Raw genomic sequence first — 19,484 nt, 5'->3', positions numbered from 1 at the left:
CGGATCGGTTGGTTCTGAAAATATTCTTCGGTCGGGCCGGAACCGTTGGCACTGAGGTCGCGTCAAAGTATGTGTAGCGCACATCAGGGAGTTCCGCTCGACCCCGGTGCACGTCCGACGGACAAGCCGTCGTGTGTGATCGCCGATACCGAACGGTACTCACCGAATCCAGGGGGACGACATGGGCTTTACCGCAACTACCGCTGAATTGATCGATTCGGCGGGGACCATCGACGGACATCTCGGTGACATCAGGGGACTGGTCAACGCTGTTCGGTCGGAGGCCGACGCTTCGCACAATTCGTGGAACGGCGCGGCGCAGGTCGAATATGCAGGGATCATGGAGCGATACAACAGCGCGGCCCTGAAGTTGGACACTGCTCTGACCGACATCTGCGAGCAGATCAAGCAGGCTGCGGGAACCTTCGACTCGACCGAAGACGACAACGTCAGCTCGCTTCGCGGCGCGACGGTGAACATGTCCTGACCGTCAGCTCTTCACAGTTCGATCAAGCAGTTCTCAGCCAGTAGTTCTCACAAGATCTCTTCAGTCACACCGAACCGGGAGCAGTTATGTCCGACAGGATCAAGTACGACTTCGGCGGCCTCGCAATGCTGTCCGATCAGATGAAACAGCAGGCCAAAGCGATCAACGACAAGCAGGGCGACATCAAAGTTGTCGTGGACAAGCTGCAAGCAGGCTGGGAAGGCGCAGGTTCCGAAGCGTGGAACGACGCACAGCGCCGCTGGGCCCAGGCCTCCGAAGAACTGAACATGGTTCTCGCGCAGATCGCCGGAGCGACGGCAAGCGGTTCCGAGAAGATGCAGGAAGCTGATCGGATCGCCGCAAACGGGTTCGGTCGCTGACAGCAATCATGTCGCGATGACACCCGACTGCCCCGGTGCCGACAGGTGCCGGGGCAGTCGTGCTGGACGAAGATGCTGTTGGCAGGGAGGGCCGCGCTTTGACCTGGCCGCGCTTTGACCTGGCGGTGGGTAGACCGGTATCGTCTATCGGTGGCGTGCCGTAGGGCTCCGGCAGAAATGCGTGGAGACCGGCGGTTCTCGGGTCTCAACTGGCCGCCGAGGATCGTTTACGCGATACGCACATGGTCAGCAGTGGAATGAATTAAGACGAGGAAGATCTGTGTCTACGTACACCCCGAAGGCCGGAGATGTGACCCACTCGTGGCACGTCATCGACGCCACTGACGTGGTGCTCGGCCGTCTTGCCGTTCAGGCAGCGAACTTGCTGCGTGGCAAGCACAAGCCCACCTACGCGCCGCACATCGACGGTGGTGACTTCGTTGTCATCATCAACGCTGAGAAGGTTGCCATCAGCGGCAACAAGCTCCAGGGCAAGAACGTTTACCACCACTCCGGATTCCCGGGTGGCCTGAAGTCCCGCACTGTCGGTGAGGTCCTCGACAGGACTCCCGATCGTCTCGTCGAGAAGGCCATTGTCGGCATGCTCCCCAAGACGAAGCTCGGCCGCGCAATGAGCAGCAAGCTCAAGGTCTACGCGGGCCCGAATCACCCCCACACCGCGCAGCAGCCGGTGCCGTTCGAGATCAAGCAGGTCGCACAGTGACATCGCCGGAAGAGCAGAACGTGTCCGAAGAGAACATCGAAGCAGTGGAAGAGCTTGTTTCCGCTGACGCAGTCGAGGTCGTCGAAGAGGTTGCTGCAGCTACGCTCGCACCGATCGTCCTCGATCGCCCGGTCCAGACCGTCGGTCGCCGCAAGGAGGCTGTCGTTCGCGTCCGGATGGCTCCCGGCACCGGTCAGTTCAAGCTCAACGGCCGTACGTTGGAGGATTACTTCCCCAACAAGGTTCACCAGCAGCTGATCAAGGCTCCGCTGGTGCTCGTCGAGCGTCCCGAGTCTTTCGACATCATTGCACTGCTGCACGGTGGCGGCCCGTCCGGTCAGGCAGGCGCTCTGCGTCTGGCTATCGCGCGCGCACTCATCGAGGTAACCCCTGATGATCGTCCGGCCCTCAAGCGTGCAGGCTTCCTGACGCGTGACGCCCGCGCTGTCGAGCGTAAGAAGTACGGCCTGAAGAAGGCCCGTAAGGCATCGCAGTACTCCAAGCGCTGATGCTTTGCCGAGGTTGACCCAACGGGTCTGCTTCGGCACCTGTTCACCACAAGAGCGGGCGTCCATCGTTACCGGACGCCCGCTCTTGTGTTTCTCGAAGAAATTCCATGCTCGAAGTTCCACTTTCGAGGTTCTCAGGATTCAGGAGTCGTTCTATGGGTCGGTTGTTCGGTACTGATGGTGTTCGTGGACTTGCCAATTCGGATCTGACTGCAGATCTTGCATTGAGATTGGCAGTTGCCGCAGCGAGCGTACTGACAGCCGACACCTCGGATGCACGTCCGACCGCCGTGGTCGGTCGCGACCCCCGCGCCAGCGGCGAGATGCTTCAAGCCGCAGTGACGGCCGGGTTGAGTTCGGCAGGCGTCGACGTGCTCGACGTGGGTATTCTTCCCACTCCCGCAGTCGCATACTTGACGGCAAAGCTCGACGCCAGTCTCGGTGTCATGATTTCGGCATCGCATAATCCCATGCCGGACAACGGAATCAAGATCTTTGCAGCCGGTGGACACAAGCTGGACGACTCGGTCGAGGTAGCGATCGAGGATGCACTCGACGGCACCGCGCCACCCGTCCTTCCGACAGGTGCCGGGATCGGCCGAGTCCGTACGGTCGACGACGCAGCTCAGTTGTACCTGGCGCATCTGGCGAGCGCGGCGAGCGAGCCACTCGCCGGACTCACCGTTGTCGTCGACTGCGCCAACGGCGCTGCTTCCGCGCTCGCACCGGTTGCCTACGCCGCAGCGGGTGCTCGCGTCATCGCGATCAGCGCCGATCCCGACGGCCTCAACATCAACGACGGTTGCGGATCGACACACCTGGAGAATCTTCAGAAAGCCGTGGTCGATCACGGGGCTGACTTAGGGCTCGCGCACGACGGCGATGCCGACCGCTGCCTGGCCGTCGACGAGACCGGCGCGGTGGTCGACGGTGACGCGATCATGGCAGTTCTGGCGATCGCGATGAACGAGGCCGGAGAGTTGGTCGAGAACACTCTCGTCGCGACCGTCATGAGCAATCTCGGTTTGCACATTGCGATGCGCGAGGCCGGTATCAACATCGTGACGGCTGCCGTAGGTGACCGCTACGTCTTGGAAGAGCTGCGCGCGGGTGGCTACAGCCTCGGCGGCGAACAGTCAGGCCATGTTGTGTTGCCGGCGTTCGGCACCACCGGCGATGGGATTCTCACCGGTCTCCGGCTGCTCGGACGCATGGCTCGTACGCGTAAGTCGGCATCCGCACTGGCCGCAACGATGACCACCCTCCCGCAGGTACTGATCAACGTAAAGGTCGGGGACAAGGCGACGGTGGCAGCATCGCCGTCGGTACTCGCAGCTGTCGCGGACGCCGAGCGCGTTCTCGGTGACGGTGGTCGAGTGCTCCTGCGCCCGTCCGGGACAGAGCAACTGGTCCGCGTCATGGTCGAGGCCACCGAACTTCCGCTCGCGCAGAAGTTGGCCGACGAGTTGGCTGAGATCGTCGGTTCGGTGTAGTTCTTCGTGACGCGTTCGCTTTTCTGAGAAAGCCTCTACACGTTCGCGTATTTGAGGGAACGTAATTGCGCCCGGCTGCGTCCAAGGAGTCAAAGGCCGCTCGACGTGCGAGTGGTTCCGGTGACACTTGGGGGCGCTCGTGGACGTCGACCGTGCTGGAACAGACGAATTGGCACGCCACGCGGTGTCTGTGGCTCAGGGTCTGCGCGATTCTGCGGAACCGCTCCGGCGTTTGCGATGGGGCGGTGCCGTTTCGGGCCGTGACTACGTCGAGCACGGAGCCGCTTTGGCGTCGGCATTGGCGGTCCTGAATTCTCGTCTGACTGGGCGTGCCGATCTTCTCGATACGCTGGGGCGCCGGCTTTCCTCCTCGGCTCAGGTGATCGCCGAGGTCGACCGTGAGGGTGCGCAGCGGTTGAGGGATTCCGGCGGGTCGGCCTCGTGATACCGAACAGCCATACAGCCAAGGCAGTACCGAACGGCTACTACTCTTTCGAAGATATTCTTGGACTGCGTGATTCACTCGTGCGTCCCGACGAAATTCTGGACGCCGGCGCTCGAGGGCTGCAGTTTTTCGACCGATTTCACGACCTGGCCACTCGGTTGGGGTTCGAAGAACGGGTTCTCACGTCTTACGAGGATTCGTATCGCGCAGAGGCCGGCATCGATTTCGAGCCCCTGGCGCGAGACGTGTCGGACATGGCTGGAGCGGTGGATGGTTCGGTCGCGGAGATCGCGATGCTGACGGTCCTGGCGGAGAATCTTCCTGCGGTGTGGAATGTTTCCGACGTCGACGCGGTCGTAGATCAGGCCTTCGCGGCGCGGCAAGAAGCTCGGTCCGATGCGGATTCGGCGCCATTGTTGATTGTGCTGGCCGATGGGCTCGCACAGACTGTTCGAAGGGCTCTGGCAGACAAGGCATTCAAGGTGGCCAGTCTGGACCGGGCGACCATCGGCGGTCTGGGTGCGGGGGAGATCGACCAGTTGGCCCGCGTCGCTTCCAGCGGTCGAGGCTCGACGCCCTGGCTGGACACAGTTTTTCGCTCGGCGTACCTGGAGGCTCGCGACGAATTCGACAGGGCGTGTGCGCAGTGCGCGAGCGCGGTAGGCGATGCTTTTGATGCCGCGACTGCGTGGGTGACAGACGCGTTCCCGTCGACCTTGCCGGTCTCCGAGACGAACGAATCCGTCACCGCGGCTGCGCCGATCTCTTTCGCGATCGGCGGCAACACGTGGGGCTTCTCGATTGCGCCCGACGGTCGTGGGGTGAGTCTCGATGTCGCCGGCGCCGCCGGGAACTCTGTGTCGGTCACCGTGGAGTTGGACGAAAATGGTTGGCCGAGAATAGTTTTCGATGCCGGTCAGGAGGCGGTCATGCAGGAGACACGCCCGCAAGAAGCGGCCCAGCCCGCGACACACCAGCCTGAAATTTCCCAGCCCGATATTCCCCAGCCCGAGGTGCCGGTTGAAACCACCGCCGAAGCCTCGCCAGCGCCGGACCCGGAGCCGCTTGTCACAGTCCCTGACGAGTCGATCGCGGTCCCCGACGGTGAGTCGGGTGCGGAGTTGGCCGGAGCTGGTCCGCTGTGAGGTCCGTGCACGCGCCGTTCGAAGTGATCCGTCGAACCCTCGATTCTCAACTCGACGACTTCCGTGAGCGCAGAGCGGCCGCGGCGAGCGAGGAATCGCGCCAGGAGCCGCCGTCGCCGCGGTATGAAACGACATCTGCCGAGAACGGCACGGATGGGACAGTGAGAGCCGGCCCGTATCTGCGATCCGCCTCCGAGCCGACGCCGACGAAGCCGAGCCCGCCGCCGGTGGCGAGCACGGACCCCTACTTACGCAACAGTTGGCTGGCCCGCGCGTCGGAGTGAGGGTCGACCGGGAGCAACGGCGCCGTGTGCGGAATCTCGACGTCGGGATCAGCGAAGTCCTTGTACTTCTTGTCACCGGTCAGATGGAACAACAGGAAGCCCGTGAGCAGGCACCGTGTGGCGGACTGTGTCTTGCGCTCGGATCCACCGAGTCCCAGGGCACCGAGGAGTCGTCGGCCTTCGATCAGTCCGGCGTCTTGGCCGTCGTTCACGGTGCGTGCGACGACGGGACCGCCCCACTCCACGCTCAGCGGGCGGGCATTGCTGGTCAAGGAATCGACGTCGTCTTCGCCGGCGAGGATCAATCCGGGCGCTGTGATCTTCGACGCGTAGTTCTCTGCCTTGGGTGCTGTCGGGGCCGGGAACAGTGCGGCTACCGCACCGACATCCCCGCGCTGCGCTGCGGCCAGTACCGCCGCACCCGCGCCCATGCCGTGACCGGCAAAGGCGACCCGATCGGGTTGGACGCTGATCTGGCCGGGGCCGAGTCGGACGCCGACGCAGATGTCGAGCGTCGCCCGAAGATCTGCAGCCAATCCGAGATGTGACGGGACCGGACCGCGTTCGCTGTCGGGCGCCGCTGCGACAATTCCCCAGGAAGCGAGGTGCTGGAGTGTTTGCTCGTACTTGTGTGATCCGACCATCCACCCGTGCGCGAAGGCAACGGCGGGGAGATTGAAACCGGTTTCGGGCGTGTACACGACGCCCGGCTGTCCGGCCAGGGCGAGGTTGCCGCGGAGAACTCGGTGCGGGCCGCGCTTGGACAGCTCACGGGTCAGTGTCTTCAGTTTCGGTGCCACGGGTGAAGACGTTATCCGATGAGCCGCCTCGTGTATGCGGAGCGGACACCGCAACCAGGTGGGGGATGTCTTCGGAACCGCAAAATGCGCCCACCACTGATGTCCAAGTACCCTGAGTCACCATGTGCGGAATCGTGGGATACGTCGGCCACCGCCCAGCTCTGGGCGTTGTGGTGGAGGCTTTGCGACGAATGGAGTATCGCGGGTACGACTCGTCGGGAATCGCGATTCTCGACGGAACCGGTGGGGTCGAGATCGAGCGTAAGGCCGGCAAGTTGGCCAACCTCGAGGCGGAGCTCGGCGAGTACGGTGCGGATCACTTTGTCGGTACGTCCGGTATGGGCCATACCCGTTGGGCGACGCATGGGCGTCCGACGGACCGCAATGCGCACCCGCATCGTGATGCCTCGGGCAAGCTGGCTGTCGTTCACAACGGAATCATCGAGAATTTCGCTCCGCTGCGTGCGGAGCTCGAGGCTGCAGGCGTCGAACTGCAGAGCGACACGGATTCCGAGGTCGCAGTCCACCTCGTAGCCCGGGCGTACGCGCAGGGGCAGACGGCAGGCGATTTCATCGAGAGTGCGCTGTCGGTGGTTCGTCGGTTGGAAGGTGCGTTCACACTCGTCTTCACGCACGCCGATCACGCGGACACGATCGTTGCCGCGCGCCGCTCCACGCCGCTCGTCGTCGGTGTCGGTGAGGGCGAGATGTTCCTCGGCTCCGACGTCGCGGCATTCATCGAGCACACACGCGATGCGGTTGAACTCGGACAGGATCAGGCAGTGGTGATCACTGCCGACAGCTACCGGATCTCCGACTTCGCGGGTAACGAGGCAGAGGGACGCCCGTTCCGCATCGACTGGGATCTCGCGGCCGCCGAAAAGGGTGGTCACGATTACTTCATGCTCAAGGAGATCGAAGAGCAGCCGACCGCTGTCGCAGACACGCTCCTCGGCCACTTCGAAAACGGGAAGATCGTTCTCGACGAGCAGCGGTTGTCGGACCAGGAACTGCGTGATGTCGACAAGGTGTTTGTCGTCGCCTGCGGTAGTGCCTACCACTCCGGTCTGTTGGCGAAATACGCGATCGAGCATTGGACGCGTCTACCTGTCGAGGTCGAACTCGCCAGCGAATTCCGTTACCGCGACCCGGTTCTCGATCGTTCGACGCTTGTTGTCGCGATCTCGCAGTCCGGCGAGACGGCCGACACGCTCGAAGCTGTCAAGCATGCCAAGGATCAGAAGGCGCGGGTTCTCGCGATCTGCAACACCAACGGTGCGCAGATCCCGCGTGAGGCCGACGCCGTCCTCTACACCCGGGCAGGACCGGAAATCGCGGTCGCGTCCACCAAGGCGTTCCTTGCGCAGGTGACCGCGAATTACCTCGTCGGATTGGCATTGGCCCAGGCGCGCGGCACCAAGTACCCGGACGAGGTCGCCCGCGAGTACGCCGACCTCGAAGCGATGCCCGCATTGGTCAGCAAGGTACTCGAGACGGCAGAACCGGTGCGCGCGTTGGCACGCCAGTTCGCGCACGCGTCGACCGTGCTGTTCCTCGGTCGCCACGTCGGCTACCCGGTGGCGCTCGAGGGTGCACTCAAGCTCAAAGAGCTTGCCTACATGCACGCCGAGGGCTTTGCCGCCGGTGAGCTCAAGCACGGCCCGATCGCGCTGATCGAGGAGGGCCTGCCGGTCATCATCGTCATGCCGTCGCCGCAGGGGCGCGCTGTGCTTCACTCGAAGTTGGTGTCGAACATCCAGGAGATCAAGGCACGCGGTGCGACGACGATCGTCATCGCGGAGGAAGGCGACACCGTCGCTGCGGCGCATGCGGATCACCTGATCGAGATTCCGGCGTCACCGACTCTGCTGCAGCCGTTGCTGTCCACGGTTCCGTTGCAGATCTTTGCGGCCGAGGTTGCCGCGGCGCGCGGATACGACGTCGACAAGCCGCGTAACCTGGCGAAATCGGTTACGGTCGAATAGCTTTCGCCCAAAACCCGGGCCCCGCAGTCGAAAGACTGTGGGGCCCGAGTGCGTTACTGCGCCTCAACGACGACGGTTCCGCGCATCTCGGGATGAGGTGTGCAGGTGTAGTCGAAGGTTCCGGGTTCGGTGAACGTGTAGGTGTAGGTTCCCGACTTCTTGAGTGGGCTGCGGAGTTTGCCCTTGGCGTCACCGAGACCGCTGACGTCGTGAGCCATTCCGTTGTCGTCGAACACCCACGTGACCGTCTCGCCGACGTTCACGGTGATGGAAGCGGGGGAGTACGCCATCCCGGAGATTGTGACCACAGGTCCGCTGGCCGTCGTTTCCGGAGCCGGTGGTGTGGAGTCGGTGGTGGAACTGCACCCGACCAAGCCGAGAGCGAGCACGAGTCCCGCGATTGCCGGGCGAAGACGTGATTTCATGGTTCCGAGGGTAGCGACGGCAACTGAAGGGTTCCGACATGCGTGGGTTCTACACAGCCGATCAGGTGCGAGCAGCGGAGGCGCCACTGCTCGACAAGCTGCCGGACGGGGTGCTGATGCGTCGAGCAGCCTACGGTCTCGCGCGAGTCGTTGCGGACGAATTACGTTCGCGCACAGGATCGGTCGCACATCGGTCCGTGACGCTTCTGGTCGGTACCGGCGACAACGGCGGTGACGCCCTGTGGGCCGGTGCGTTGCTCCGCAAACGAGGTGTGAGTGTCCGGGCCGTGCTGCTCGACCCGGCCCGCGCTCATCGGGCGGGCCTCGACGCTCTTCTGAAGGCCGGTGGCCGAGTCGCCGCCGAAGTCGGGTCGCCAGATCTGGTGATCGACGGGATCGTCGGGATTTCCGGGCACGGCGGTCTGCGGCCGAATGCGGCTGAACTTGTCGGCCAGGTGGATGCGCCGATCGTGGCGGTCGATCTGCCGAGCGGCGTCGACGCGAACACCGGCGCAGTGGACGGTCCGTCGGTGAGCGCTGATGTGACGGTCACCTTCGGTGCGCTCAAACCGGTACACGTACTCGCGGCTCCGCTGTGTGGTCGTGTCGAACTCGTGGACATCGGATTGAGCGTCGGCGAACCGGAGTTCGGTTCACTCGATCCGGCCGAGGTCGGCGCGCTGTGGCCGGTACCTGGTCCAGCGGACGACAAGTACTCGCAGGGTGTGGTGGGCATCGTTGCGGGAAGTGAGCAGTATCCGGGCGCGGGCGTGCTCTGTACCGGCGCCGCGGTGACCGCGACCTCCGGTCTGGTCCGCTACGCCGGGCACGGAGCAGCAGAGGTGCTGTCCCGGTTCCCGGAGGTGATCGCCAGTGAGACGTTCGAGGCTGCGGGGCGAGTTCAGGCCTGGGTGATCGGCCCCGGTATGGGTACCGACGATGCCGCTGCGCGACTTCTCGCGTCGGTACTCGCTACCGATGTGCCTGTTGTCGTCGATGCGGACGGACTGACCCTGCTGGCTCAGCGTCCCGAACTTGTCGCAGCACGGGCCGTGCCGACACTTCTGACTCCCCACGCCGGCGAGTTCGCACGATTCACACCCCTCGGCGACGACAGAATCGCAGCCACGCGTGCTCTTGCCGAACGACTCGGAGTCACGGTGCTACTGAAGGGCCGTACGACGGTGATCTCGGATCCGGGCGGTGAGGTCCTGGTCAACGACGCCGGCGGCTCTTGGGCGTCGACGGCAGGCTCGGGTGACATCCTCTCCGGTGTGATCGGCGCGTTGCTGGCTGCGGGTCTGAGCCCTCTCGAAGCCGGGGCCGTCGGCGCGCGGGCCCACGCGTTGGCTGCGAATATCGCCGCAGCGGGCGATCAGAGCGATGTCGCCGGAGCACCGATTTCGGCGTCACCCCTGCTGGGAGGACTGCGCGAGTCGGTGCGTGTGCTCCGCTCTTTTGCCCAGAACTGAGTGTGTTCAAACCCGAACACGTGTCCGATCCTGTGTGGGTGGCAGGATTGTCGCCATGACGCTTGCCCAGGGAAGAGCACCGAAGGAGCCTGCGGAGGGGAAGTCGAGCCAACTCGACATCGCAGTAGGGCCGCAGACGGAGGCAGTCGTCGATCTGGACGCTATCGCGCACAACGTGCGAGTCCTGCGTGAATTTGCCGGGGATGCAGCGTTGATGGCGGTCATCAAGGCGGACGGATACAACCACGGCGCAGTTGCGGTGGCACGGACGGCACTCTCAGCCGGAGCCCGAGAACTTGGCGTCACCACCATCGCCGAGGCATTGGTTCTTCGCGAGGCAGGCATCACCGCTCCCGTCCTGGCCTGGTTGCACGGCGTCGATGCCGATTTCGCGTCGGCGATCCGCTCCGACGTCGAGATCGGGGTCTCCTCGCCGCGACACCTGGCTGCGGTGGTCGACGCGGCACGAGTTCTGGGACTACCGGCGACGGTGACGCTCAAGGTGGACACCGGTCTCAATCGCAACGGCGTATCGAGAACCGAGTGGCCGCAGATGCTCGACGACCTCGCCGCTGCCCGGGACGAGGGCACGATCCGGCTACGCGGAGTGTTCTCGCACCTCGCGCACTCCGACGAGCCACATCACGACGTCATCGACATGCAGAAGCAACGCCTGATCGACGCGGTTGCCGACGTCCGTGCCCACGGATTCGACCCCGAAGTTGTTCATCTTTCCAACTCGGCAGCGACGGTTACCCGCCCTGACCTGCGATTTGACATGGTTCGACCCGGAATAGCGATATATGGATTGTCTCCGGTGCCCGAACTCGGAGATTTCGGTTTACGACCGGCGATGACGCTGCGAGCGAAGGTGATTCTGGTGAAGAAGGTGGCCGCCGGAGAGGGCGTCTCCTACGGGCATCAGTGGGTCGCACCGCACGACACCACTCTTGCGCTGCTACCCGTCGGCTATGCCGACGGTTTGTCTCGTTCGCTGAGCGGCAAGTTCGAAGTGCAGTTGGGCGGTAAGCGTCGCCAGGCAGTCGGGCGTATCTGCATGGACCAGGTGTTGGTGGACCTGGGGCCGGACGGCGACGGAGTTCGCGAAGGCGACACCGCGATCTTCTTCGGCAACGGCGATCACGGCGAACCCAACGCGCAGGCCTGGGCCGACGTACTCGACACCATTCACTACGAGGTCGTGACCGGAATACGTGGACGCACTGTGCGTACGTACATCGGGGGAGAGACGTCATGAAGACTGCAGGAAAGATGAGCATTCTCGGTGGCCTGCTCAGCGCTGTGGCGCTCGGGTCGATGGCCGGCGTGAACGCATTCAAGACCGCGACGCGTCCGGGCCGGGAAATCTACGCCGACGAGGACTTCGACCTCATGACGCGCGACCGCAAGAGCACTGTGCGCACTGAGGACGGCGTCGAGCTGGCAGTTCGCGAAGTGGGACCGGACGACGCTCCGCTGACAGTCGTTTTCGTGCACGGATATTGCCTGAGTGCGCTGTCCTGGCATTTCCAGCGCCGCCAGCTCGAAGAGCGATGGGGCAACAAGGTTCGCATGGTGTTCTACGACCAGCGCGGACACGGAGATTCGGGTATGCCACGCTCGAAGAGTTGTACGGTTTCGCAGCTCGGCCGCGACCTCGCGACCGTCGTCGAGGCCAAGGTACCCAAGGGCCCGATAGTTCTCGTCGGTCACTCGATGGGCGGTATGACGGTACTCGCGCTCGCCGGTCAGCGACCCGAATGGTTCGAGGGCCGAGTCATCGGCGTCGGGCTGGTCGCGACGACGGCGGCAGGTCTGGCCGAGACCGGTCTGACCCGCAATCTGCAGAACCCGATCATCGACGGATTCCGGTTGGCAGTGCGCACCTCACCGGGAGTGGTTCAGCACGCCCGGGGCGCTGCGCGAGTATTGATCACGCCGATCCTGCGCGCGGCGTCGTACGGCACCGATGTGAGCCCGCGGCTGCATGAACTCTCGGACGGCATGCTCGATCGGACCTCGGTCGTGACCATCGTGAATTTCCTGCGGACGTTGGAACTGCACGACGAGTCCGCGTCCCTCGAGGTCCTCGCGCACACACCAGCAGTGGTGATCTGCGGCGATCAAGACATGATGATTCCGTTCATCAGTTCCAAGCGTCTCGCTGCCGATCTCCCCGAATCCGAACTCGTGCGAGTTCACGGGGCCGGCCATCTGGTGCAGCTCGAGTTCCCGGCGATCGTCACCGACGCAATCGACAAGCTGGTGCAGCGTGCGCAGGTCGAAGAGCGGTCCGATGTCGGCTGAGAACTTCACCGGACTTCCCGAATCCGGACAGATCACGTTGGAAACGGCCGAGGACACCGAGGCTTTCGGCCGACGATTGGCGGCGGGGCTTGTTGCCGGCGACCTGGTAGTGCTCGACGGACCGCTCGGGGCAGGCAAGACGGCGTTGACTCGCGGAATCGGAGCAGGCCTCGGCGTGCAGGGCCGGGTGACGTCCCCCACGTTTGTCATCGCCCGTGAGCATCGACCGGGCACCCGTCCCGGCGGCGGCGATCCCGTCGGCATGATTCACGTCGATGCATACCGACTGGGCGACAGCGGACCGCACGCACTCGACGAACTCGATGCTCTCGACCTCGACACAGACCTCACCGACGCAGTGGTGGTGGTCGAATGGGGTGGCGATGTCGTGGAAAGGCTCGTCGAGCGGCACCTGCGAGTGCAGTTACATCGGGAACCCGAATCGGATGTGAGGACTGCGAGTTGGTCCTGGACGTAGTGAAACGGCGTCTCGTTTCACAGTCGTCGTGACCATCCCGGGCCGGAAGTAGTTCTTCACGTGCGAGTACCCTGAGAAATCGTGCTTGTTCTCGCAATTGACACCTCCACTCCGGCAGTCACTGCCGGAGTCGTCTCCCTGTCGGCTTCGTCACCGGACACAGAGTCACCGGACACAGAGTCACACGGCACAGTGGAGACGCTTGCCGTGCGTGTCACGGTCAATCCTCGTGCGCACGCCGAGGTCTTGACTCCTCACGTCCTCGAATGCCTCGCCGAGGCAGGGCTCACGCCGGCAGAGTTGAACGCCGTCGTAGTGGGTGTCGGGCCGGGGCCGTACACAGGTTTGCGTGTCGGCATGGCGACCGGCGCTGCCTTCGGTGATGCTCTCGGTGTTCCGGTGTACGGCGTCTGCAGCCTCGACGCCATCGCGGCTGCGGTACCGACCACGGAGAGCTTGCTCGTCGTGACCGACGCGAGGCGTCGGGAGATCTATTGGGCGCGCTACGACGGCGGTGCGCGCGTCGAAGGACCGGCTGTGAATTCCGCCGGCGACGTTGATCCTTCGCCTTCGACGCTGATTGCCGGATCCGCTTCGCACGTGGACTTCTTCGATCTTCCCGTCGAACCGGCTGAGACACCCTCACCGGCCGGGTTGGTCACAGTCGCTGCTCGCGAGATTCTGGCCGGCTCGGTTCCTGCCCCGCTCGAGCCGCTGTACCTCCGACGCCCGGATGCGAAGACCCTCGCAGAACGTGGCAAGTGAGACAGAGCCGGTGAAGTGACAGAGCAGATGAAGTACAGCATCGAGCCGATGAATGTCGATGACGCCGAACGGTGCGCCGAGTTGGAACGCGCCTTGTTCTCGGGCGACGGGCCATGGAGCGCGCAAGCCTTCGTCTCGGAACTTGCGGGCGCACATAATCATTACTTCGTTGCCAGAGAACCCGACGGTCATGTCCTCGGCTACGCCGGAGTCGCCCTGTTGGGGGCGTCGCCGAACATGGAGGCCGAGGTGCACACCATCGGCACGGATCCTTCTGCTCAGCGGGTGGGAATCGGCAGCGCGTTGCTCGATGCGCTTCTGACACTGGCGGATTCACGGCAGTGCCCGGTGTTCCTGGAAGTGCGTACCGACAACGAACCTGCGATCGCGCTGTACCGGCGTGAAGGATTCGAGATCGTCGGAACGCGAAAGAAGTACTACCAGCCCAGTGGGGCAGATGCGTACACGATGCGACGGCCCGCCGTGCTCGGTGTCCGCGAAACTGAGGAGCAGCAAGCATGATCGTCATGGGTGTCGAAAGCTCTTGCGACGAAACAGGAGTCGGTATCGTTCGCTGGAACGGCGACGGAACCTGCGACCTGTTGGCCGACGAGGTGGCGTCGAGCGTGGATCAGCACGCCAGGTACGGCGGAGTGGTTCCCGAAGTAGCCTCGCGGGCTCATCTCGAAGCGATAGTGCCGACGATGCGACGCGCCCTTGCCGTCGCCGGTATCGAGAAGCCCGACGCACTTGCCGTCACTATCGGACCTGGCCTGGCCGGCGCGCTGCTGGTCGGTGTTGCCGCCGCGAAAGCTTATGCGGCAGCATGGAACATCCCGTTCTATGCGGTCAATCACCTCGGTGGTCACGTCTCCGTGGACACTCTCGAGCACGGTCCGTTGCCCTCGTGCGTCGCATTGCTCGTCTCCGGTGGTCACACGCACCTGCTTCACGTCGAAGATCTGGGTAAGCCCATTGTCGAACTGGGCACGACTGTCGACGACGCCGCCGGCGAGGCTTTCGACAAGGTGGCCAGACTGCTCGGACTCGGATTCCCCGGCGGACCGGCACTCGATGCTGCTGCGCAAGAGGGAGATCGGAACGCAATCGCCTTTCCTCGTGGCATGACCGGCCCGCGCGATTCGCGGCACGACTTCTCGTTCTCGGGACTGAAGACGTCGGTCGCTCGCTATGTCGAATCGAAAGAGCGCGCAGGCGAGTCCTTTTCGATCCCGGACATCGCTGCCTCGTTTCAGGAAGCGGTTGCCGACGTACTGACAATGAAGGCAGTGCGTGCAGCCAAGGATGTCGGAGTCGACACGTTGGTTCTCGGCGGCGGTGCCACGGCCAATTCACGTATCCGCTCACTCGCCGAGCAGCGTTGCGCCGAATCCGGAATCACGTTGCGAATTCCGAAACCTCGACTCTGCACGGACAACGGCGTCATGATTGCTTCGTTGGCCGCCCACCTCATCGGGAACGGCGCAGGCCCTTCGGAACTGAGTGTTGCGACCGACCCGGGGTTGTCGGTCTCGGTCAGCCAGGTGATGCGCTGAGATTCAGGCTGCGCTGAGAATCAACCGACTGGGGCCGGTTCCCGATCCGGTGTGGTCGCGGCACCGGGTTCGGGCGTCGAGATGTTCGGTTCACCGGGCTTTGTCGTCGGATCACTACCACCGGGGGTCGTGATTTCTGTTTCGGTGGAACCGGATCCGGGATTTTCCGGTGTGGTCGGGTTTTCGCCGCCGCTCTCGCCTGGGCCGATACCGCCGCCCGGGTTTCCCTCGGTCGGATCGATCGGTGGCGTCGCCTCCGTGTCCGGGAGCGTCGGCCACCATGCCGGCGGATCGGGCAGTGTGATTCCGGGGATGGTCGGCCAACTCGGAGTGGTCGGTGTCGTGGTTGGCGGCGTGGTGGACGGCGTCGTCGTCGAGGTGTCCGGTATCGGCGCCGGTGGAAGTGTGTACTGATGCGTTGTGTACGTGTGCGTGTCGTACGGCTGTGAATCGAACGGCGTTGTGGGATACCCGTACTGCGGGTACGTGCTACCCGCTACCGACGGTAGGGGATCATGAGACGGGATGATGGTCGAACCGGTGCTCAGCGTCGCTTCGGGGCTCACCGTCGTCGTGGTCGAACCGGTTCCGACGGGCGAGACGGCGGTGTCATCGGTCGGCACCAATTCCTTTGCGCCGTAACCCAGTACAAGTCCGCCGACGACGAGCGCGCCGATCAGAGCGCCCGAGACCTTGGCTGTGGATCCAGAGCGCTGTGCAGTTCCGGAGCCCAGCAAGGGGAAACGGATTGCGGTGATCGAATCGGCAAGGAGCGCAGCACCTTTGGTTGCCGCAGTCTCGGGCTCGTCGATCTCGACCAGGGGGAGGTCGACGGCAGCGGCGACAGCGGACCGCACGGCTGGAATGTGTGCGCCACCGCCGATGAGTACGACGGCACCGACGGGCCGCGGCGAGCTGTTCACGACTTCACGGATGAAGGCGACGGCGCGCTCGATGTCCGGGGCGATGATGGCCTCGAACTCGTCGCGCGAGATCGACATCGCATCGACGGGAAGGTCGATGGTGACCTTGGCGGCCGTGGACAGTTGTTCCTTCGCGACGTGGCACCGGGCGGCAAGTAGTTCCGCGTCGGTGTAGCGGCGCAGGTGCCCTGCGGCCTTCTCCGTGACGAACTCGACGAGAGCCCGGTCGATTCCGGCCCCCGCGAGGGCGTCGATACGGTCGGAATGCAGAACTTCACCGGTGTGGTCGACGACGGACACTGTCAGGCCCTGATCTCCGACGTCCACCTGAGCTGTCGTGTCGTACCGCTCTGTTTTCCCGGTCTCGGCAAGGTAGGCGTGTACGGCGGCAGGTTCGGGGATGGCACGGACCTGCTTCGGCGAGCGGGAGAGCGAAGACCTGATGCTCGCGAGTTGGTCGTCCGTGCGATAGCTGACACCGATCGAGCGCGGCGCCGCAGATCCGTCCGTTACCTGCGTCGTCATCAGCTTGATGGAAGCGCGAACGAGGTCGCCGACGTTGGAATTGGCCTGATCGGCCGAGACGAATCGGGTCTCGGCAGGCACGGCACCTGGCGCGTTTGTGCTGGTATCGGTGTCGACGAGGGCTGAATAGACACCGGAAGATCCAGTGGAAATTCCCAGTGAACAACTCATCGCGCACCTCCTCACAGTCAATACCGGTCAATGTTCAATCGACCGCCGTTATATGAACGTTACAGAAGGTTCGTGAGGATTGCTCAGTGCTTTTCGTCTCCGTGATGCTCATTTCGGACCGAAAGGGTGGTTTTACCTGGGAAATTGTCGATCATTGATTCATGCAGAAAAAAGGCGATTCTCCCCACATCGATCGGGAACGGCGACGCGCGCTGATCCGTGGCGCCGTTCTTCGACCCACGCTGACGGTGATCGCCTTCGGATGCGCATATTTCTTCCTGCCGTGGATCGACGTTCACACGGCGGGTGCGATCTCTCTCTTGATCGGTGGCGGCGCCGCGGTGCTTGCCGTGACCACCTGGCAGGTGTGGCGAATTCTGCGTTCCGATGTGCCGTCTCTGCAGGCGGTCGAAGCAGTGGCGGTGGTGATGCCGACGTACTTGTTGTTGGTGTCCATCACCTATTTTTCGGTCGAGCATGCAAGCCCCGGCAGTTTCACCGAACCGCTGTCACGGATGGCGGCGCTGTACTTTTCGCTGTCCGTCTTCTCGACCGTCGGTTTCGGCGACATCGCTGCGCAGACCGATTTGGCCCGTGGGCTTGTGAGCCTTCAGATCGTCTGCAATCTCGTGTTGATCGGATTCGGAGTTCGATTCGTCGTTGCCGCAGTGTCGTGGGCGAAAGCGCACCGCTCGAGTTCGAGCGGACCTGAAATCGCCTAGGACACTGCGGCAATCGGGATCATCGTTCGGTGTGCACCAACAATTCGACGTTCTGGTCGACGCCGGTACCGGTCAATTTCGGGTCGCGGTGGATGTCGTTGAACGACAGTTCCCGATACAGCGAGGCGAGTCCGGCTGCCGACTGGTCGCTGTAGTCGACGGAATTGGGGCTCTCCGCCTCGAAGAGCGTCGCGAGCAACGACACCGTTCCGTCGTGGTTGTCCGCGATCTCGATGATGCGCCCGAGCTGCGGGTAGTCGATGTGAGAGGCGGTGTTGATCTCCCAGAAGCCCTGCTCGGGGGTCGCGCCGGGCCACGGGGTGATCTTGTTCTCGTGAGTGTGTCCGTTGACCCAGGCGAGCACGTTCGGGAAACGGTGTAGCAAGTCGAGAAGCTGTGAACCGCGGAAGCGCGGCTCGAGGATGTTCTCGGGATCGGGAATGAGATTGTCCATCGTGTCGCTCGTGTGGTGACTGAACAGTACGAAGTAGGTGTCACTACGCGACTCGGTGACACGAGAGCCCGCTGCGTCGTAGTAGGTGCTGCTGCCGGCGCGCAGGGTGTTCTCGATCCACTGGAACTGAGCGGCGCCCAACGAACCGTCGACGAAGCCCGCCCGGTTGGTGGAGTCCATGCTGATGCCGACAACGCCCGGTGCGATCTCGAACGAGTAGTAGCCGATACCCGTTTCGCCGGCGTCGGGGGCGAAACCGTGCCCGACGGGGCCGGGGCCTGTATGTGCGGGATCAAGATGTGCGGCGATGAACTGCCGAGGTGTGAACGGCGCGCGAGACGGGTCGGGGGTGACCTGGCGCGGCGGCGTCGTGAAGGCGGACAGGATTCCGGGAATCGCACTGGGATCGAACTTGGTGGCGATGTCGATCTGCTTGGCCTGCTCGGGTGAGCCCGGCACCTCGAATTTGAGAGATCCCGTGTACATCGCCTCGAGCGGCGGGATGCCGCTGGGCACCGTGCCGGACACCGAATCGTCGTGATTGCCGAACACGCAATACCAAGGGGTGTTCAGGCCGGGGCTCGACACGGGAGTGAAAGCGGCACCGAAGAAATCGGGGATCTCGGGGAAACCGGCCTTCTTGTACATGTCGAGCATCGGTGACTCAGGGTTCCAGTACAGATCCGCGCCCGAGTTCTGCACACCCTCGTAGCGATCCTTGGCGCCGGTGTTAGCAACGACGGTTCCGCCGTTGAGGGAGGTGAGGAACCAGTCGAGTTCGGCGAATTCCTTGTTGTCCGTGTTGTCGCCGGTGGTGACAACGGCATCGAAGGGTCGCGACGTGTGTGGGCCACTGCCGATCGAATTGACTCGTCGGACAAGTGAAATCAGCCCGTGCGCCGTCAGGGTCTCCTGTGGGCGGAACGCCGAGCCGGTGATCTGGTGGACGTACTCGAATCGCATGGGGGACTGGGCGTCGACGATGTGGACGTCGGTCAGCTGCACGAGCGAGGCGAGTGCGGTGCGGCGATCCTCGCGTCCTGACTTCGGCTCGGCCAACTCGCTGCGCACGATGTTCGCCCAACCCGGCCCGGCGGTGAGCTTGGTGTAGCCGCTGCTGCTGACGGGGGTGGACACGGACTCGAGAGTGGTGCCAGGACCTGACGTCGGAATGGTCGACGCGCCTGCATATTGCAGGCCCCACGGCTTGCCAAGGCTGACCGCGCCGACGGCGCCGAGTCCGGCGAAGGTCAGAAAACTACGGCGATTGATGTTCGTCACGAAGTGAACAATAGGTGAACGTGGTGGACGGTTGTCCTGTTTCGCTCTGGACGAAGAGAAAAATGCGCCCAGTCCTTGAGGGTTGGCACTCTCACGTATAGAGTGCCAATTGGCGCTGATCGAGTTCCGGCACCCGCGACGACGGGACTGCAG

21 protein-coding genes are annotated in these 19,484 nt (G+C 63.6%); 16 read left to right on the top strand and 5 right to left on the bottom strand.

What is annotated here, in order from left to right; translation table 11 throughout:
- The first annotated feature begins 181 nt into the window (after nt 1-181).
- The 7 genes from ACFT1A_RS16070 (at nt 182) to ACFT1A_RS16040 (ending at nt 5,183) form a co-directional block, all read left to right on the top strand.
- On the top strand, nt 182-487 hold the full coding sequence (locus ACFT1A_RS16070) for a WXG100 family type VII secretion target (RefSeq protein WP_003940986.1): 306 nt from the start codon (nt 182-184) through the stop codon (nt 485-487).
- Nucleotides 488-573: 86 nt separating this feature from the next.
- Nucleotides 574-867, top strand: a complete 294-nt coding sequence (locus tag ACFT1A_RS16065; protein ID WP_003940975.1) for a WXG100 family type VII secretion target — start codon at nt 574-576, stop codon at nt 865-867.
- A gap of 280 nt (nt 868-1,147) precedes the next feature.
- Complete coding sequence (gene rplM, locus ACFT1A_RS16060; RefSeq protein ID WP_019747566.1) at nt 1,148-1,591, top strand: 50S ribosomal protein L13; 444 nt, start codon at nt 1,148-1,150, stop codon at nt 1,589-1,591.
- Nucleotides 1,588-2,100 (top strand): 30S ribosomal protein S9, encoded by a 513-nt coding sequence (gene rpsI, locus ACFT1A_RS16055; RefSeq protein ID WP_230812265.1) that lies wholly within the window; start codon nt 1,588-1,590, stop codon nt 2,098-2,100. Before rplM ends, rpsI begins: the two co-directional genes overlap by 4 nt.
- Nucleotides 2,101-2,255: 155 nt before the next feature.
- The gene (gene glmM / locus ACFT1A_RS16050) at nt 2,256-3,593 is read left to right on the top strand and encodes a phosphoglucosamine mutase (RefSeq protein WP_378447808.1); all 1,338 of its coding nucleotides are present in this window, start codon (nt 2,256-2,258) and stop codon (nt 3,591-3,593) included.
- Nucleotides 3,594-3,732: 139 nt separating this feature from the next.
- A complete protein-coding gene (locus ACFT1A_RS16045) occupies nt 3,733-4,038 on the top strand; it encodes a hypothetical protein (RefSeq protein WP_378447807.1) in 306 nt (101 codons plus the stop codon).
- 80 nt (nt 4,039-4,118) lie between these two features.
- Entirely contained in the window at nt 4,119-5,183 is a 1,065-nt protein-coding gene (locus ACFT1A_RS16040; protein ID WP_378447806.1) for a hypothetical protein, read from the top strand.
- 46 nt (nt 5,184-5,229) lie between these two features.
- On the opposite strand, the gene ACFT1A_RS16035 is transcribed toward ACFT1A_RS16040, so the two are convergent.
- Together ACFT1A_RS16035 and ACFT1A_RS16030 are read right to left on the bottom strand one after the other, a co-directional pair.
- Nucleotides 5,230-5,421, bottom strand: a complete 192-nt coding sequence (locus ACFT1A_RS16035) for a hypothetical protein (protein WP_378447805.1) — start codon at nt 5,419-5,421, stop codon at nt 5,230-5,232.
- A gap of 6 nt (nt 5,422-5,427) precedes the next feature.
- A complete protein-coding gene (locus ACFT1A_RS16030) occupies nt 5,428-6,267 on the bottom strand; it encodes a dienelactone hydrolase family protein (RefSeq protein ID WP_283303192.1) in 840 nt (279 codons plus the stop codon).
- Between the two features lie 122 nt (nt 6,268-6,389).
- On the opposite strand from ACFT1A_RS16030, the gene glmS reads away from it, so the two are divergent.
- Complete coding sequence (glmS, locus tag ACFT1A_RS16025; RefSeq protein WP_378447804.1) at nt 6,390-8,252, top strand: glutamine--fructose-6-phosphate transaminase (isomerizing); 1,863 nt, start codon at nt 6,390-6,392, stop codon at nt 8,250-8,252.
- A 53-nt stretch (nt 8,253-8,305) separates the two neighbouring features.
- Here the strand turns inward: glmS and ACFT1A_RS16020 are convergent, their stop codons facing one another.
- Nucleotides 8,306-8,677, bottom strand: coding sequence for a plastocyanin/azurin family copper-binding protein (locus tag ACFT1A_RS16020; RefSeq protein WP_378447803.1), 372 nt, complete (start codon nt 8,675-8,677; stop codon nt 8,306-8,308).
- Nucleotides 8,678-8,715: 38 nt separating this feature from the next.
- On the opposite strand from ACFT1A_RS16020, the gene ACFT1A_RS16015 reads away from it, so the two are divergent.
- The 7 genes from ACFT1A_RS16015 to tsaD all read left to right on the top strand — a co-directional run bounded on the left by ACFT1A_RS16015 (nt 8,716) and on the right by tsaD (nt 15,255).
- Nucleotides 8,716-10,149, top strand: coding sequence for an NAD(P)H-hydrate dehydratase (locus tag ACFT1A_RS16015; RefSeq protein ID WP_378447802.1), 1,434 nt, complete (start codon nt 8,716-8,718; stop codon nt 10,147-10,149).
- Between the two features lie 55 nt (nt 10,150-10,204).
- Entirely contained in the window at nt 10,205-11,407 is a 1,203-nt protein-coding gene (alr, locus tag ACFT1A_RS16010) for an alanine racemase (RefSeq protein ID WP_378447801.1), read from the top strand.
- On the top strand, nt 11,404-12,456 hold the full coding sequence (locus tag ACFT1A_RS16005) for an alpha/beta fold hydrolase (RefSeq protein WP_003940782.1): 1,053 nt from the start codon (nt 11,404-11,406) through the stop codon (nt 12,454-12,456). The genes alr and ACFT1A_RS16005 overlap by 4 nt, the downstream gene beginning before the upstream one ends.
- A complete protein-coding gene (tsaE, locus tag ACFT1A_RS16000; RefSeq protein WP_378447800.1) occupies nt 12,446-12,934 on the top strand; it encodes a tRNA (adenosine(37)-N6)-threonylcarbamoyltransferase complex ATPase subunit type 1 TsaE in 489 nt (162 codons plus the stop codon). Before ACFT1A_RS16005 ends, tsaE begins: the two co-directional genes overlap by 11 nt.
- An 81-nt stretch (nt 12,935-13,015) precedes the next feature.
- Nucleotides 13,016-13,699 carry a tRNA (adenosine(37)-N6)-threonylcarbamoyltransferase complex dimerization subunit type 1 TsaB gene (gene tsaB / locus ACFT1A_RS15995; RefSeq protein WP_378447799.1) on the top strand — a complete coding sequence of 228 codons (684 nt, stop codon included), beginning with the start codon at nt 13,016-13,018 and terminating at the stop codon, nt 13,697-13,699.
- Between the two features lie 27 nt (nt 13,700-13,726).
- The gene (gene rimI / locus ACFT1A_RS15990; protein ID WP_378447839.1) at nt 13,727-14,221 is read left to right on the top strand and encodes a ribosomal protein S18-alanine N-acetyltransferase; all 495 of its coding nucleotides are present in this window, start codon (nt 13,727-13,729) and stop codon (nt 14,219-14,221) included.
- On the top strand, nt 14,218-15,255 hold the full coding sequence (gene tsaD, locus ACFT1A_RS15985; RefSeq protein ID WP_378447798.1) for a tRNA (adenosine(37)-N6)-threonylcarbamoyltransferase complex transferase subunit TsaD: 1,038 nt from the start codon (nt 14,218-14,220) through the stop codon (nt 15,253-15,255). The genes rimI and tsaD overlap by 4 nt, the downstream gene beginning before the upstream one ends.
- Nucleotides 15,256-15,275: 20 nt before the next feature.
- Here tsaD and ACFT1A_RS15980 read toward each other — a convergent pair whose 3' ends face one another.
- Complete coding sequence (locus tag ACFT1A_RS15980) at nt 15,276-16,874, bottom strand: Hsp70 family protein (protein ID WP_378447797.1); 1,599 nt, start codon at nt 16,872-16,874, stop codon at nt 15,276-15,278.
- Between the two features lie 161 nt (nt 16,875-17,035).
- Between ACFT1A_RS15980 and ACFT1A_RS15975 the strand changes: the two genes are divergently transcribed.
- On the top strand, nt 17,036-17,596 hold the full coding sequence (locus tag ACFT1A_RS15975) for a potassium channel family protein (protein ID WP_378447796.1): 561 nt from the start codon (nt 17,036-17,038) through the stop codon (nt 17,594-17,596).
- A gap of 19 nt (nt 17,597-17,615) precedes the next feature.
- On the opposite strand, the gene ACFT1A_RS15970 is transcribed toward ACFT1A_RS15975, so the two are convergent.
- Nucleotides 17,616-19,331 carry a TIGR03767 family metallophosphoesterase gene (locus tag ACFT1A_RS15970; RefSeq protein ID WP_378447795.1) on the bottom strand — a complete coding sequence of 572 codons (1,716 nt, stop codon included), beginning with the start codon at nt 19,329-19,331 and terminating at the stop codon, nt 17,616-17,618.
- Between the last annotated feature and the right edge of the window lie 153 nt (nt 19,332-19,484).

Origin of the sequence: Rhodococcus sp. NPDC057135 (genome assembly GCF_042670865.1) — a bacterium.
In the GTDB taxonomy this organism is placed as follows: Bacteria; Actinomycetota; Actinomycetes; order Mycobacteriales; family Mycobacteriaceae; genus Rhodococcus_F.
This window is presented reverse-complemented; position numbering and strand designations above follow the sequence as displayed.

Bases quoted from the DNA above. Each gene is read 5' to 3' on its own strand.
- ACFT1A_RS16070 (WP_003940986.1), top strand. From the start codon at position 182: ATGGGCTTTACCGCAACTACCGCTGAATTGATCGATTCGGCGGGGACC.
- ACFT1A_RS16065 (WP_003940975.1), top strand. From the start codon at position 574: ATGTCCGACAGGATCAAGTACGACTTCGGCGGCCTCGCAATGCTGTCC.
- glmM (WP_378447808.1), top strand. From the start codon at position 2,256: ATGGGTCGGTTGTTCGGTACTGATGGTGTTCGTGGACTTGCCAATTCG.
- glmS (WP_378447804.1), top strand. From the start codon at position 6,390: ATGTGCGGAATCGTGGGATACGTCGGCCACCGCCCAGCTCTGGGCGTT.
- ACFT1A_RS16020 (WP_378447803.1), bottom strand. From the start codon at position 8,677: ATGAAATCACGTCTTCGCCCGGCAATCGCGGGACTCGTGCTCGCTCTC.
- ACFT1A_RS16015 (WP_378447802.1), top strand. From the start codon at position 8,716: ATGCGTGGGTTCTACACAGCCGATCAGGTGCGAGCAGCGGAGGCGCCA.
- alr (WP_378447801.1), top strand. From the start codon at position 10,205: ATGACGCTTGCCCAGGGAAGAGCACCGAAGGAGCCTGCGGAGGGGAAG.
- ACFT1A_RS16005 (WP_003940782.1), top strand. From the start codon at position 11,404: ATGAAGACTGCAGGAAAGATGAGCATTCTCGGTGGCCTGCTCAGCGCT.
- tsaE (WP_378447800.1), top strand. From the start codon at position 12,446: ATGTCGGCTGAGAACTTCACCGGACTTCCCGAATCCGGACAGATCACG.
- rimI (WP_378447839.1), top strand. From the start codon at position 13,727: ATGAAGTACAGCATCGAGCCGATGAATGTCGATGACGCCGAACGGTGC.
- tsaD (WP_378447798.1), top strand. From the start codon at position 14,218: ATGATCGTCATGGGTGTCGAAAGCTCTTGCGACGAAACAGGAGTCGGT.
- ACFT1A_RS15980 (WP_378447797.1), bottom strand. From the start codon at position 16,874: ATGAGTTGTTCACTGGGAATTTCCACTGGATCTTCCGGTGTCTATTCA.
- ACFT1A_RS15975 (WP_378447796.1), top strand. From the start codon at position 17,036: ATGCAGAAAAAAGGCGATTCTCCCCACATCGATCGGGAACGGCGACGC.